We start from the raw sequence: 15,889 nt of genomic DNA on the forward strand, positions 1-15,889 counted from the left end.
GTTTGTTTGAGTGTTCCTCTCACCAAAGCCTCCGCTCACTCTTTAGATAACCGTCTTTTATGAATAGTCAACAGCTGACCGCTTGATCACCAGCGCACATCCCGTGACCTCAATCTTGCGCGAGAGGTAGAGCACTCGGCAACAACATTGTCGTGGATCTGCTGATACTAGGCTTTCCCCTAATCATGCCTTCAAGCTGTACTTGAGCTGATCTGATCCAGCCATTCGGCGGCCCGGCGCTCTTGCTTGCCGGCCACATGAGGCCTAGAATTGCGCCAGCTTATGCCACAAAAAACGATCAAGAAGACATCATCAGCCAAGAGGAAGGCGCCCCGGCGCGCGCGAAGCGCCAACACAACCTCGCGGTCCAGCTCGATACCGTCGGTCGAAGAAGAGCTGTTTCCTAAGGCCTTCCGTTTGAGTCCGCACCCAATCGGGATTACCGAGTTGGAAACGGGGCGTTGTCTTGAAGTCAACGCTGCATGCTTGGAAATCTTTGGGTTTCGACGCGACGAGGTGGTGGGGCAAACGACGTTGATGCTGGGGATTTGGCCTGATCCTCAAGAGTGGGTTCGGCTCATCGATCGGTTGAAGGCTGAAGGGAAAGTCCGAAATCTCGAAGTGTCCATGCGGACAAAAGATGGAGGACTGCGCCGATTTCTTATTTCAACGGACCTGATCACCCTCAAGGGGAAACGGTGCCTGTTGACGATCGGCAACGACATCACTGAGCGGAAGCAGGCGGAAGAAGCATGGCATCAGAGTGAAGAGCGGTGGCAGCTTACCGCAACGGGGACAACCGATGGGATATGGGACTGGGACGTTGCTGGGCATACCGTGTTCTTATCCCCGAGGTGGAAGCAGCTGCGTAGCTACCACGAAGAGGAGATTGGTGTGGATGAGACCGAATGGTTGTCTCGGATCCATCCGGAAGATTTCTCACGGGTGATGACAACGGTGCAATCGTATTTCAAGAAAGAGATTCCTACGTTTCACTGTGAATACCGTACAAGGCGCAAGGACGGAACCTATTTCTGGATCAGTGACCGCGGAATTGCCGTCTGGGACGCACAAGGACGAGTGGTTCGCATGGTGGGATCTGAAACGGACATCACCGAACGCAAACAGGCCGAGGAAACGCTTCACCGGCTTAACGAGACGCTTGAGCAACGCATCATGACCAGGACGGCTGAGCTGAAAGAGACGAACGAACGGCTGCAGGCGGAGATCACCGAGCGCAAGCAGGCCGAGCTACTCCTGGCGGCGGAGAAGAGAGTCCTCGAACTGATTGCGATTGGAGCGGCGCTGCCTGAAGTGCTCGACACGTTGACGCGCGAGACCGAAGCGCAGTCCACCGAGGGCATGCTGTGCTCGGTGTTGCTGGCCGATGAAGAGGGACAACGTTTGTTGCACGGGGCTGCGCCGAGTTTGGCCGAAGCCTACAACGCAGCCATCCACGGCATCGCGATCGGGCCGAAGGTAGGGTCGTGCGGCACGGCGGCGTTCGAGCGCAAGCCGGTGTTCGTCAGCGATATTGCCGGCGATTCACGTTGGGCCGCCTTCAAGGACTTGGCGGCGACCCACGGATTGGGGGCATGTCACTCGACGCCGATTCTATCCAGCCAGGGCCGGTTGCTCGGCACGATCGCGATGTATTATCGCCGGCCGCACAATCCCGGCGCTCATGATCGGCAACTGATTGAGCGGGCGACACAACTGGCGGCCATTGTGATTGAGCGCAAGCGGGCGGATGAGGCCTTGCGCGCGAGCGAGGAGCTGTTTCGCATATTTCTCAACAATGCGTTGAATGTTGCGTTCGTGAAGGGGTGTGATGGGCGGTATCTTTATGTGAATCGCCGATTCGAAGAGGCGTTCCAACTCGAGGAGGATGAGGCATTAGGCAAGAGAGATGCAGAGCTCTTCCCGCGCAATCAGGCCGAGCAGTTTCAATGTAACGATCGCTCTGTACTCGACGCAGGAGAAGCCATGGAATTTGAGGAGACGGCATGCTACGCCGACGGTCTCCATACAAGTATCGTCGTCAAGTTTCCCGTGCGAGACGGATCAGGGCAAATCTACGCGATCGGAGGATTTGTCACCGATATCACCGATCGCAAAAGGACCGAGCTGGCCTTGCAGCAGAACCAGCTGGTTCTCCAAGAGAAACGACAAGAACTCCAAATGCTCACAGAAAAATTGCTCACGGCACAGGACAGTGAGCGCCAGCGGATCGCGCGCGACCTGCACGATGATTTCGGCCAGCGGCTGGTCGCCCTAACGCTCGATGTGGCCGCACTCGAACGGCAGCCCCCACTCTCGCCGGAGTCGCTCGGCAAGACCTTGGAGCCGGTGCGCAAAGAACTGGCGCAGCTCTCCGACGATCTGCGCCGGTTGGCCCATCGCCTACACCCGTCCTTGTTGAAACATGCGGGACTCCGGGTGGCGCTCGAAGATTATATTCAGCAGGCCATGAAACGAACCGGCCTGTCCATCACCCTGAAAGTCGGAGACCTGCCCGATTCGCTCCCGCTTGATCTCGCGACGTGCCTGTTCCGAGTGTGCCAGGAGAGCCTTCAGAATGTCGCCAAGCATGCCAATGCGACGAAAGTCCTCGTCAAGCTGAGCGGCTCGTCGAAGGGGATCGGCCTCTCGGTGACGGACAACGGGACGGGCTTCGCTGTTCGTGACAAGAGCAGTCACCAGAAGGGACTAGGACTGACGAGCATGCAGGAGCGGCTTCGGTTGATGAACGGATTTCTCAACATCCATTCCAGGCCGGCGGACGGGACCAAGGTCTGCGCCTGGATTCCCTTTCAGGAGTAGACGCCGTGACTCGTCCTCGCATCCTCATAGCGGATGACCATTCACTCGTGCTGGCCGGTCTCCAAAGACTGGTTGAAGATGAAGGAGATGTGGTCGGCACCGTCAAAGACGGCCGAGCCTTGGTCGAAGAGGCGCAAAGGCTGCGGCCGGACATTATTCTCTTGGACATTTCCATGCCGCTGCTCAACGGTCTGGACGCAGCCAGACAACTCACGAAACTGGTGCCGGACAGCAAACTGATTTTCTTGACCGTGCATGCCACCCCCACCTACGTGACCCAGGCCTTTAAGGCCGGGGCCGCAGGCTACTTGATCAAAGAATCCGCGGCGGCGGAGCTCAAGGAAGCCATTCAGGCGGTTCGGCAAGGTCGGCACTACATGACGCCGTTGGTGACCAAGGATACGATGGAGGCGACGCTCCATACATCCCAGGGGTCAGTCTGTAAACGACCAGCGACCGCCCTCACGCCGCGCCAACGGGAAGTGCTGCAACTCATCGCGGAGGGGAAAGGCACCAGGTCGATCGCCTCACTGTTGCACATCTCTGTCAAAACCGTGGAATTCCATAGGGCCCGCCTTATGGAGGAGCTGAATCTCCATTCGACTGCCGATCTCACTAGGTATGCCGTGAGCGAGGGCCTGGTGAGTCTCTGAACAGCCTCATCGTTCGTTACACGCATAGTTCGGGACTCTCATTCCGGTAATGTGTCATCGAGCACCTAGGGTTTGCCTAGTACTCTTGCGCAATGCCTTCATCTATGATGCGTCTCGTGGAACGCAGGCCTCATCAACAAGGTGGGTGTTCATGGTATTCGCGGCCATCATTGTGCGCGTGCACGGTGCGTTGGAGCAGCTCGACTCCGATTGTTCCATGGAAGAGCTGGTGACCCTCTGTCCGGAGCTCACGTGGAACCAAGCGTTCCTCGCGATCGATTACTTGAGCCGAAACGGGCAGGTTCGTGTCACGCTGGATGGAGACAGGACCTATCGGGTGCAGGCTCATCGCGCCAGCACTGTCGAAGCTTCTCCTTCGGCGTCGGTTCCAGACCCTATCTCCACATTGCTTCAGCAACCGGGTGATCGATGCCCAATGACACCATCACAGTAGCCCGTCACCCACCTAGGTATCCAGCTTGACGAAGGAGATTTCATGATCGGCACCAGCGCCACGATGCCCACCCGGACGATCGCGATTCTGAGCAGTCAGTGGCTCCTGTGTTTGGGGCTGCAGAAACTTTTCGAGAGCCGCACGACCTTCCCAGTCGTCGTACGTCCGCATCAGGGGAAGACCTCCGACGGGTTCCCCACGGAGCCGCGAACCGACGTGTTCATCCTGGATCTGGAGACCGATCCCGACGCCATCGGCACCATCAGGCAGATTCGGGAGGCCGCCCCGACCAGTAAGATCGTGCTGTTGTGCGGGATCGAGGATCAGGACCGCACGCGCGAGGCGTTTGCCTACGGCGTGGACGGTGTCATTCTCAAGGTTCAACCGCCTGAAGTCGTGCTCGCGGTGCTTGAGGCGCTGTATGTTCCCACGAAGCCCCAGGCCGCCGAGGAACGGAATGGCGCGGGGGTGAGGAGCCTCGGGGGCTCCTTCACGAAGACGGTTGAAGCCGACCCACAGTCACCGGCGTGGCCCGAGGCCTTGACCGAACGGGAACGAGAGATTATCCGATTGGTGGGAGAGGGCCTCTCGAACAAAGACATCGCCTACCAGTTGTCGATCAGCGACAGCACGGTCCGGCATCATATGACCAACATTTTCGACAAGGTCGGCGTGCCCAATCGACAGAAGCTCCTAGTCCACGCGCATCATGTCCGCTCCCCCCCCCCCGTCTAGAACCTGTCTCACAATTGTGGGAGGAGCCTGGTGAGGCACGCTCACGCCGGTAATAGTTCATTGCGCATCTAGGCGTCGCCGAGTATTCCTCTGCGATACATTCACATACTATGCGCCGTGTGGGAGGTGGACTTCATCGAAGGAGGTGTCCTATGGAGCTCGGGGCGGCCATTGCTCGGGTGCACAGTGCGTTGGAGCAGCTCGGCATCGATTGTTCCATGGAAGAGCTGGTGACCCTCTGTCCGGAGCTCACGTGGAACCAAGCGTTCCTCGCGATCGATTACTTGAGTCGAAGCGGACAGATTCGTGTCACGCGGGATGACGACAGGACTTATAGAGTGCAGGCCTATCACCCCGTCACAGGCGCGACCGTTCCTGCGTCACCAACTCCTTAGTAAATATTTCCACAAGACACTCGGGATTCCCCTAGGTCGTCAACAGCATGGATTGTGCTACGGTTCACTGATTTCACAGTCCCACGAGATAGTGGCTGGAATATCTCGATGAAACAACCTCACGATGTGTCGGGCGACTTTGCGGCTCGAAGAAGCGGAGGGGTCTATGGAAACCCAGATGATTCAAGAAACCGGTTGGAAGTCCAACCGCACCAGTTCGAACGTTTGCTGCACACACCAACGGCTCATTGATGACGTCCTGACCAGGGGTGGCAAGCGGACCGGCAAGGTTCGATGTCTCGAGTGTAGGGCCATCTTCGACGATCCCTACCTAGGTTTGAAGTGAGGGCACAGGGTGAACGCAGGGTACTTGCCCTGCTTGTGTGGTGCCTCCTTCCAAGAGGATGCAGTCGACATAAACGATACCTAGAGCATGTGTTGGTTTGTGCGGGATCCAGCCGCAGGATTTCCTACAGCATTACCGCGAAGTGCCCCGCCCATAGAGGAAAGTCCCTGCGTCTCGGCAGCTGACTAGGGGGGCACACGTTCACAAAGGCATCATGTTCAATGATGCTTGGAGCTGTCATTTTCATTGGCGACCCTGAGTGGCATCCAAGATGCCCGAGGAGCTTCTCCGTTCCAAGCGGGACGGAGGGCCTATGAAACCAGAAGGAGGAGGACACATGGAGGTCATCATTCGTTCCCCCTGGTAGCCAGCTCGAAGAAGTGGTGGTCGAATGCCACGATCTGACGTGGAACCAGGTGTTTTGTGAGTTGGACCGCATGACGCGAGAAGGACAAGTCCGACTGACGATGAAAGGTCCCGGCCTCTACGCGTTGTCGAGTGCAACCGCGCGCAACCCCTCCCTATACAATAAATAGAAAACGAAAGGAGAGATGGGATCATGCAGCCACAGGCCGCAAAAGAACCCAAAAGATGAAAGAGCCCTGAATCCATTCAAAGTCGGGAGCCGGCTGCGCCCCAGAAGGAACCGGTCCATAGCCAACCGGCTTCTTCTCGTAATGATCTACAAGCCCGAATTACCGATCGCGCCTATGAACTCTACGCCGAGCGGGAAATCCTCGGTCTCGAATGCAACGCGTAACAACGTCCAGCAGGGTTGGGATGTAGGTGCCATCGCTCGTAGGAGCGCGAGGCCTGCCGGCAGAATGAGCCTCATGTGCGACGCGGATATTCCTGGAGGGAGGTCGAAGAGGGTGTCGTGCGCTGGCAGTTGGCGCTTGCCAGAGAAAGTCTTGCTTCAGAAGACCGCGTCGCCGTGCTGTTCAAGAACAGCACGGAATGGGTCTGTTTCGATCTGACGGTACAATCGCTTGGTCCGGAAGGTGTCATGCTGTCACGCCGTCGGGCGTCTCAAGGAGATCGTTGTCCTGTCCACCGAGGAGAAAGTCAGGCCCGGGGCTTTGGAGGTAGCGTTCATTCTGGCCCCGCTTATCGACCAGCGATGGTGGTCGGCGAGGCCGAGCCTTATCTGGCCGCGCTCTTGGTGCTGAACGCCTGGGCTTGGCGTGCCATGGACCATCGTCAACGACCTTGTCACGCCCACTTTCAAGCTGAAGCATCCCGCGATCGAGAAACGTTTCACGAAACACCTTCTCGATCTTTACACCGGACATATGCCCCCAACCTGAAGCGCCGCAGATTCCATTCATCGGGAGAGAGGTCTTGAAGACATCACACGGGCAAATTGAAACAGGGTCGGATCGCGAATCTGCGTCGGAGCTTCTCGACATTGTTCGCACACTGTTCACCGAACTTCACCGGCAAACCGGCCCGGCCCGGCCCATCACTCTGGACAGCTCACTGGATCGCGATCTCGGTCTCGATAGTTTAGCGCGGGTGGAACTGATGTTGCGTATCCATCGTACGTTCGGCGTTGATCTGCCGGAGGACACCCTGGTTCGCGCCGAAACTCCCCGCGACTTGCTCGAAGCCCTGCACAGGGGAACCAGCGGATGGGCACGTCGTGCGCCGATCCAGTCTGTGCCAACGTTGGAATCTGCGCAAGGCGAAGCTCTCGCTGCCACCACCTTGCTCGAAGTGATCGACTGGCATGTGTGTCGACAGCCAGACCGCATCCAGGTCATCCATATCAGCGAAAGTGGCGAACAGCCCATCACCTGTCGCGATCTGACGGAGGCATCTGACCGGGTAGCCGCAGGTCTGCAACAACGTGGGCTTGAGGCTGGACAATCAGTGGCCATCATGTTGCCGACCTGTCCGGAGTATTTCTCTGTCTATTTGGGCATCCTGCTTGCCGGCGGCATTCCTGTGCCCATTTATCCACCTGCGCATTTGGCCCAAGTGGAAGAACACGTCCGCCGCCATGTCGGCATCTTGTGCAACGCGCAAGCCGTCCTGCTGGTTACGATTCCGGAAGCGCGAGCCGTGGCATGGCTGCTGCGGGTTCATGTGCCTTCACTGAGTAAGGTGGTGAGCGTGCAGGAACTGCTGCAGTCACGAGAGCCCCTGAACCGGGTGCCGGTGGCGGCGCAGGATGTGGCCTTTATTCAGTACACCTCCGGCAGCACGGGCGATCCCAAGGGCGTGGTGCTCACCCATGCCAATTTGCTTGCTAACATCCGTGCCATGGGGCAGGCGATCGGCCTCCGCCCCGATGATGTTTTCGTAAGCTGGCTGCCTCTCTACCACGATATGGGACTGATCGGCGCTTGGCTGGGTACTCTCTACTTCGGCATTCCACTGGTAGTCATGTCGCCTCTTACCTTCCTCGCCAGGCCCGTCCGCTGGCTGCAGGCAGTCCATGCTTACCGCGGGACACTCTCGGCGGCACCTAACTTTGCCTATGAACTGTGTGTCAAGAAGATCGGCGACGAGGAGCTGGTCGGACTTGATCTCAGTTCGTGGAGACTGGCATTCAACGGTGCGGAAACGGTCTTGCCGGAGACACTGACGCGTTTTGGAAGGCGTTTCGCTCAGTACGGCTTCCACTCCGAGGCGCTCACGCCGGTATACGGGCTGGCCGAATGTTCCGTCGGACTTGCATTTCCGCCATCCGGCCGCGGCCCGCTCGTCGATCGTGTGCAGCGAGAATCCTTCACGCGTACCGGCAGCGCTGTGCCCGCTGCTCCCGACAATGCCTCTTCGCTGTCTTTTGCCTCCTGTGGGCGGCCGTTGCCCGGCCACGAATTGCGGATCGTGGATGCCTCTGGTAATGAGCTGGGTGAGCGGCAAGAGGGCCGACTGGAGTTCAGGGGGGCATCGGCCACACGCGGCTATTTCAACAATCCCCAGGCCACGTCACAGCTGTTCCATAGAGGATGGCTTGACAGCGGTGACCGTGGCTACATCGCAGCCGGCGAAGTGTTTCTTACGGGGCGGGTCAAGGACATCGTCATTCGGGGCGGACGCAACATCTACCCCCACGAAGTGGAGGAGGCGGTTGGCGAGATACCGGGGGTGAGAAAGGGCTGCGTTGTCGTCTTCGGCAGCCCCGACCCAGCCTCTGGCACTGAGCGGCTGGTGGTCCTCGCCGAAACCCGCGAGCGTGGTCAGCGTGAACGACATCACCTGCGTGAGGCGATCAACACCGCAGTCGTTGAGATCCTGGGCGAGCCTGCTGACCAAGTTGTGCTTGCACCGCCCCGTACCATACTCAAGACCTCCAGCGGGAAGTTGCGCCGCGCCGCCACGCGAGCACTGTTCGAGTCGGGATTGGCCGGCGAGCACAGGCGTGCCGGGTGGTGGCAGGTAGCCAGTCTCACCGCGGGTGCATTGATTCCCCAGTTGCAACGTTGGGCGACAAGGGCAGCGGATGGGGGGGTCGCGGCCTGGGCCTGGTTGGTATTCTGCCTCGTGGCGCCAGTTGTTTGGCTGATTACCATCTGCATCCCGCGCCCTTCATGGGCTTGGGCAGTCGGCCGGGTCGGTGCGCGGCTATTAATGTGGCTGACCGGAACCCCATTCACGATGAGCGGACTGGAGCATGTGCCGCCCGGTACGCCTTGTGTGCTGGTGGTTAATCACACGAGCTACCTCGACGGTATGGTCCTGATGGCAGCGCTGCCAGAACCGCTTGGCTTCGTCGCCAAGCGCGAATTGCTTGAGCAATTCATTCCGCGCCTCTATCTCCAGCGCTTGGGCACGGAGTTCGTTGAACGCTTCGCAGCCCACGAGGGTGTGCAGGATGCTCGGAGGCTGGAGGTCGCGCTTCGCGCCGGACGTGCGTTGGTTTTCTTCCCTGAGGGCACGTTTACCCGTTCGCCCGGATTGATGCCATTTCGGATGGGGGCCTTTGTTGTGGCAGCCAACACGGGCATCCCGGTTGTGCCGGTAGCGATCTGCGGTACCCGTTCCATTCTGCGTGAGGGCCAATGGTGGCCACGGCGCGGCGCGATCAAAATCACGTTCGGTGCTCCCTTGCTGCCTGTTGCGGACGCCCTGGACGCCTTTGCAGCAGCGGTGGTACTACGCGATGCCGCCCGCGCTCATATTTTGCGACACTGTGGCGAGCCGGATATCCAATGAGAACCGCTTCAGTTATTCCTCTTGGCGCCATAGCAGTGGGTTTCGAAGGTCGCTGAGCAGCCGGAACGCTTCGTCCCGCCCACCAGGTGAGTGCGGGAGCTTGGAGAACGGATCACGGACGTACCGATGTAGAAAACAGGATCAGCTTAAGGCTCTACCGGGGTGGTGATGGTTCAATAAGTCAATAGTCTGGTCTGACACCATTTTGCGCGTGTGTTGTCCCTTTCTGCCTCAAGTCTGTCCATCCGGCTGCCCGCTTTCGCCACACTCGATCCGGTGTCTTCAGAATGCGCGCTGTCTCAATGTGAAACACCTATTATCATCCCAAACTTAAATGTTCTGCACTGTATCAACGCGTCTCGTCGCATATCGCTTCAAACCGGCTTTCTTTCAGTGGCTTGTCGAAGACGAGGTGAATGGGAACATGTTTGATTCCACAGAGATGGCTATCAATCAGCGCGCAGACATGACCGTCGGCATAACCCGAGATGGGTCGTGCTCCCTCCCGGGATGGGTATGACCTTTGCCATCCTAACCATGCAAGAAGTTGAAATGAGGATCAGCTCAAAGTAGCAGCAACGTCTCGCCAGCAAATGCCATGGACGCGTAAGGGGAAGGTGTAAAGGAATAGCAAGGCATGAGCAGAAGCTCTTCATCCTATATCCAATGGCGCATGGGGATGATCGGGGTGTGGTGGCGTGGAGAAGCATGAATGATAAAAGGAAAGCTCTGATTGGGACAGGCATGATCGAATCGGATACTTACATTTATCCAAATAAGTCAATACGCATGCCTGACCCCAGAATTTCGCATGCCTGGAGATCGGCGTGGAGCGTATTCACCACCCGGACTCGCTCGTTGAACAGGCGCCGGCGCCGCCGCGTCAGCCGCTTCAAGCGCTCATTCGCCACCGGGATGGTGCCGACTTCCTGCAACACGGCTTTGGCGAGCGGGAGATGCTCTCGTAGCTGAAAGAGCTCGAGCCCCTTGCGCGCATCCAGCCGATCGGTTTTGGCGGCTCCCGGAAAAATCTCTTTGAACCGGGCCAACTTGAGGTTGTTGATATTGTCGAGCCGATACCCGCGCGCCTGGATCAGCCGATCCAGGGGGCGAGCATACCCATTGTAGCCCTCCATCGCGACGGCGACCGGCCCTGGGTAGTGTTGGTGATGGGTCTCGATACGGGCGAAGAAGTGGGCAAAGCCTTCTGGTTGATGCGTGATCGCAAACTCTTCCAGAACGGCTCCGCTCGAGAGCCCAATTGCAACATGGTGTTGCCGTGCCCCCACATCGATACCGACTCGCAGTTCAACAGTTAGTGTGACGACCACGTGTCCCTCCTCCTGTAGTAGATCGTTGAGGCATCATCCCTCAGTCTCGTCTACAGTCAGAGCCACGTCTTCTGGTCAGAAGATGGCACCATCCCGGTCGACCCCTCGGATGATGCAGGTGACGGAGGCGGCATTTCAGGCAGAGTGTGCCTGACGACACAGGCCACGGACCCCACGAGCCACACCTCCGTCAGGAGCGCGTATACCCGAATGAGGCTGCCCTGTCACCTACAAATTCCCATGGTAGACCCTAGGTATTACGCTCGATGCAACAAACTATACCGAAGGTCATCAGCAGCCACTCGTAGCGACCCCAACACCGAACGATCTGACTGGCAATCTATCCAAAGCGGACCAAAGATAGTTCAAGGCATGATGCACAATACAAAATCCGACCCCCTACTTGATCCGATAACGCCACTGTCGGGCCTAGTCTCAGAGCGGCGGACGTTCGGTGCGCGTGGGCTACGGCCACCAGCGCGCAGCATTCTCGACGGCGGACACGGTCGCTTCGAGCGCGTCTCCGTCGCCGAGCTGGACGATCACGGGGCCGAGAACATATAGATCGTGCATGAATTGGCGCCGGATGCGCCGCACCAAGATCTTCAGCATGGCCTCCCACGTTGGAAGCAGCTCATCTCGCGGTATTACAGCGAGCGACGGCACGAGCTTGTGCAGTGCCGGTGTCCGCCACTCGGAATACGGTAGCTCGGCGGCTTCGACGGCAACTCGGCAGACTTCGTCGCGCTGGCGGCGGACGTCGCGAAGGTGCGGCACCACTCCCGCGATGGCGAGCACTCTGTAAGACGCCTTCTGGAGCGCCTTGCTCCAAGCGAGTGCCGCGTCGGCATCGACGAGCGCCGCCCAGCGAGCGTACACCTCTGCCAGCGTCTGCCCTGCCAGGTACTCGTTCTGTTTTGCGATGGCTCGGGCGGCATCAAACGCCGCCGGCAGCAGCTCCTTGGACAGCTTGGGGATGACGGCACACATGGCATTCGCCTCCCCGGAGCCGGCGGCAACTCTCCACGCAGCGTCCGGGCCATCGACGAGCGCCAGTTGACGTACCAGCGGCACGAAGGCGTCGCCGAATCGCTTCCCGTCATGGTAGTACGTGAGCTCATTACTTGAGCTCGAGTCCTCGAGACGCAGCGCTCGTCGCACCAATGCTCGCGGCAGGTGGGGTGCCAGCTGTTTGAGGATCTCTTCCGCACCCTTCCAGGCGATCTGGAGCCCGCGCTCGACGAGGCTCGATAGAAATGCCGGCTTGTCGGTGTCGGTGATGACGGGAACGAGGTACGGTATCACGCGCGCGAGCGCATAATTGTCCTCGCACTTGTCGAACCCCCGACGAGCGCGTTGTACGAACGTCGACCGCTCAGCCTCATCGTGCGCCGAGCCGATCTGCGCCCAGACGATCGCCTCGTCAGACGGGCTGCGGGACGGACTCTTGTCTTCGGCCAGTTCAAGCGCGTGGCGAAGCGCCGCGTCGCGCGCCGGCTGGGAGACACGGCTTGCGAGCGCGACCAAGCCCGCGATCTTGTATGTGGGTGTGACGATGCGGTCGCAGAGGTCGATGATCAAGGACTCGAGCTCGGCGGGCAGCTCCGCCGGCAGCTGCTCGAGCAGCTGCGCCTTTTGCCAGTCGTCGAGCTTGGCGGCGACTCCGAGCGCTAACCGTAGTATCCTCGTACGAAGCGGCAGTTCCGCAAGGGGCTCGAGGTTTCCGAGCCCACCGAGGAGGAATTCTTCGTCCGCGAGGCGGGTGCCGAGCTGCAGCGCCCGCAACAGGTGCTCTCGATCGAGCGCCGGAGACAGCTCCGCCAGTGCGCGGGCTATCGCGCTGGGGTCTTTGGCAGCATCGAGCGCCTGTATGCAGGCCAGCGCCTCGTCGAGCACGCCATTGCGCGCTTCCGCTGGCAACCAGCGCGCCACGCCCGCCATCGCCGCTATCTTGTCCTCGGAACTCGACAACTTTCGGGCTCGCACGACAATGCGTTGCAGCGACTCGGTGTCCTGACCCTCGCAGCGTCCCGCGAGGAAGGCGACGTCCTCGTCAGGAAGCGTACCAGCCTCGGCATCGTCGATCAGCTGCTTCATGAGCGGTAGGCCCGCGGAGAGCCGGATGACGAGGCGTGCTTTGGAGAGCTCTGACAAGTGCGAGCGTCGCGCGATGTCGATCAGCGCAGCCCTCTCTTCCGATGCCACGAAGCGGGCGATCATCGTGATGGCAGTTATTGGTTCCCTTTCGGGAGACGCGCGTGACCATTCGGGGAGATGAGCGCGGAGCTCGTCGATCGCCGCACTCCGGCGCTCCTCGTCGAGGAGGGGTAACACGGCGGTCAGCGCGGAAAGCCGTTTCGGTCCCGCAGGGCAGGCCAAGGCGCAGTCAATGAGCCACGGAATGAGCTCCGGTACTCGCTGGTTGGCGGCCGTGACCTCGTCGAGATCATCCGGCGAAGGAGAGTACGCGATGGAGGACGCCACCTCGCGAAACTTGTCCCACAGAGCGACCCTCTCCGCTTCAGGCACGCAGCTCATGAGCGCGATGGCGGCCCTGACGAAGCTCCCAGGATGAACTGCATCCTGCCGCGCGAGGAGGACCCGCGCTAGACGAACTGCTTGAGCCTCGTCGAGGTGTGGGGCGAGCCGCTCGATGAGAGACGCTGGCTCAGAGGGGCGATTCCACCACTGCTCCACGGGCGGCGGCGATGGCCAGGCGGCGATGCGTGTCAGCAGCAGCTCCTTGCCCTCGTGAGCGAGCGCGCCGGCGGTCTTGGTCACAGCAAGGAGCCAGGGCAAGCGCTCGTCCGCGTCGGCTCGCTCAATCTGCTCAATGATCTCCATCAGCCAGCCGGTCCTCGTCGCTGGCTCGGTGAGCGGCAGGAGATCCATGATCGTTGCGACGCGAACGTCGATTCTCTGAATCTTGAGCGCATAGCCTTTGGCGCGCCCCGGCGTCCATAGCTTGTTCTTGACCAGCGCCACGAACATCGGAGGCGGCAGGTTCGCCGCCAGGCTTGCCAGCGTCGACTGGATGACCGCGTATCGAACCTCGAGGCCGACACCTTCCGTGGGATTCGCGCTACGCGCCTGCTCCCTGGCGCTGACGGCCGCGAGCTCCAGATCCTCCACATAGCCCGTCAGGTCGCCGGCTCCGAGCTTCTCTTCGAACCAGCCATTGCGGGAATCGGCGCGCGTCTCGAGGAGGAGCTGGTGCAACTCGGCCGGTCTGCCGGCGCGCACTAGATGGTGCGCGAGCCGCGCTCGACAGTAGTTATCGAGAGAGCCGCCGGTCCAGCCCCGAGGAGCCCGGGCGCGGTAGGCGTCCACGAGCTTGCTGTGCAGGACTCGAAGATCTCCGGCCAGCGCGCGCACGTAGTCGTGTTGCACGTCGTGCAGCGCGAAGTGGCCTGGCGCACGCTTCGTGAGGAGCCAGCGCTCGACCAGCATGTCGATCACCTGCACGCAGCTCGGTTCCGGGACGCCAGCCGCCAACCAGAGGACGACGATGGCCGACTCTGGAATCGCATCGTCTTCCGGGAAGACCGCGAGGCTCGCGTAGAGATCCGTGATCTTGTCCTTGAGCGGCTCGACGTCGACGTCGCTGCGAAGAAACTCCACGCTCGCGTGCAGAGCCTGCAACAGGTTCGGATAGGGATATCCGGGCAATCTTCGCTGCAACGCCGCGAGATCAGCAGACTGTAAAGCTTGCAGCGTCTGGCTCCAGCGATTGCGGCCACCTGCATTGATGGCTCCTACCAAGGCGGTCGCGAGCGGCAGCCCGCCACACGCGCCGGCGAGAGCGCGTGCCTCCGTCGGCAAAGCCTCGCTGTCCACGCCCGCCCAGCGAGCGAGCAGCCGCTGCGCCTCATCCGGCGACAGCAGCTGTGGCTGGATATCGCCGGTTCCGAAATCAGTCGCAAGATATTGCTGACGCGTCGTGATGAGCAATCGACAGCGGTGTCCGAGCGCGTTACGAAAGAGCTCGATAATCTCGCGGTTCCACACGTCATCGAGAACGAGCAAGGTCCTCAATGGCGCCAGAATCCTGGCGAGAGCAGCCTCCCCGCGATCGAGGTCGCCGAAATCCGTTGGTTGGTCGAAGGCCTTGGCCACGGCGACGATCAGGGATCGCTTGAGCTCATTCAGTTTGTCATTCAGGCTCGCCGGCGAAGTGTCCGCTGGCCGGCCCACGGACAACCAGACGACACCGTTCTGGAACGCGCGTCGAACGTCGGTCATGCGAGCTGCGGCAGCCGCGAGCGAAGACTTCCCTATGCCCGGCATCCCCGTGACACACACGATCTGCCGTTCGGCTCGGACTACCGTGGGCTCGCAGACATCTTCGAGTAGGCGAGCGCGAAGCGCCGAGAGCTCGGACTCGGGCAGTACGTAGTGCGGCGGAAGCGCCGGCACCGCGCGGCGGAACGGTCCCGGTTCCTTCACCGGGACAGCGAGAATTCGCAGCAGCTCGCTGATCCGGTCGTCATATCGGGCGTCGTCGCTGAAGTCGATCCCGTGCAGCGTCTGCAGGTCCTTCGGCAAGTCGCTCCACGATCCCTGCCTCAGGATCGGGACGATGCCTTTGCCGAACAGGAACCCGTGCTGCCACTCGCTCTGCACATACCTCGAGGCCAGGGCCGCGGGTCCCACGATCGCCAGCACACGATCGCAACTCTCGATCTCGTCGCGAATTTCTTGGAGAAAAGTGAGACTGCGGTTCGGCATATCGATGAGGTCCAACCAAGCGTGGACCCCCGCCGCAGTCAACGTGTTGTGCAGACGCGCGACGAATTCGCTATTCTCCTTCCGTGCATATGAGAGAAACACACGACTCCCGATCGAGCCCTCGCTCGCCGAAGACACCGTCATCTCGTCTGCAGCTCCCATGTGTGGCGATTCTCGCACGAGCTACGAGGACTCGCAGCTATCGTGACGGGGTGGTCCTGCCCCACACCGTTCCGTGCTCGGCCCTTTGGACCTGCGCG

9 protein-coding genes are annotated in these 15,889 nt (G+C 60.2%); 6 read left to right on the forward strand and 3 right to left on the reverse strand.

The features are described 5' to 3' along the window. Positions 1-282: 282 nt before the first annotated feature. The 5 genes from P0120_17090 to P0120_17110 all read left to right on the forward strand — a co-directional run bounded on the left by P0120_17090 (position 283) and on the right by P0120_17110 (position 5,060). Positions 283-2,823 carry a PAS domain S-box protein gene (locus P0120_17090; protein ID MDF0676026.1) on the forward strand — a complete coding sequence of 847 codons (2,541 nt, stop codon included), beginning with the start codon at positions 283-285 and terminating at the stop codon, positions 2,821-2,823. Positions 2,824-2,828: 5 nt separating this feature from the next. Then, positions 2,829-3,476, forward strand: a complete 648-nt coding sequence (locus tag P0120_17095; GenBank protein ID MDF0676027.1) for a response regulator transcription factor — start codon at positions 2,829-2,831, stop codon at positions 3,474-3,476. Between the two features lie 151 nt (positions 3,477-3,627). After that, positions 3,628-3,930 carry a hypothetical protein gene (locus P0120_17100; GenBank protein MDF0676028.1) on the forward strand — a complete coding sequence of 101 codons (303 nt, stop codon included), beginning with the start codon at positions 3,628-3,630 and terminating at the stop codon, positions 3,928-3,930. A 42-nt stretch (positions 3,931-3,972) separates the two neighbouring features. Then, positions 3,973-4,665 (forward strand): response regulator transcription factor, encoded by a 693-nt coding sequence (locus tag P0120_17105; protein MDF0676029.1) that lies wholly within the window; start codon positions 3,973-3,975, stop codon positions 4,663-4,665. Positions 4,666-4,817: 152 nt separating this feature from the next. Continuing rightward, positions 4,818-5,060, forward strand: coding sequence for a hypothetical protein (locus P0120_17110; protein MDF0676030.1), 243 nt, complete (start codon positions 4,818-4,820; stop codon positions 5,058-5,060). Between the two features lie 1,350 nt (positions 5,061-6,410). Here P0120_17110 and P0120_17115 read toward each other — a convergent pair. Continuing rightward, a complete protein-coding gene (locus tag P0120_17115; protein MDF0676031.1) occupies positions 6,411-6,698 on the reverse strand; it encodes a hypothetical protein in 288 nt (95 codons plus the stop codon). 49 nt (positions 6,699-6,747) lie between these two features. Between P0120_17115 and P0120_17120 the strand changes: the two genes are divergently transcribed. Beyond that, the gene (locus tag P0120_17120; protein MDF0676032.1) at positions 6,748-9,570 is read left to right on the forward strand and encodes an AMP-binding protein; all 2,823 of its coding nucleotides are present in this window, start codon (positions 6,748-6,750) and stop codon (positions 9,568-9,570) included. Between the two features lie 767 nt (positions 9,571-10,337). Here P0120_17120 and P0120_17125 read toward each other — a convergent pair. Both P0120_17125 and P0120_17130 read right to left on the reverse strand, forming a co-directional pair. Further along, positions 10,338-10,901 carry a transposase gene (locus P0120_17125; protein MDF0676033.1) on the reverse strand — a complete coding sequence of 188 codons (564 nt, stop codon included), beginning with the start codon at positions 10,899-10,901 and terminating at the stop codon, positions 10,338-10,340. A gap of 465 nt (positions 10,902-11,366) precedes the next feature. Beyond that, on the reverse strand, positions 11,367-15,773 hold the full coding sequence (locus tag P0120_17130) for an NB-ARC domain-containing protein (protein ID MDF0676034.1): 4,407 nt from the start codon (positions 15,771-15,773) through the stop codon (positions 11,367-11,369). Positions 15,774-15,889 lie beyond the last annotated feature (116 nt).

Source organism: Nitrospira sp., assembly GCA_029194675.1.
Lineage (GTDB): Bacteria > Nitrospirota > Nitrospiria > Nitrospirales > Nitrospiraceae > Nitrospira_D.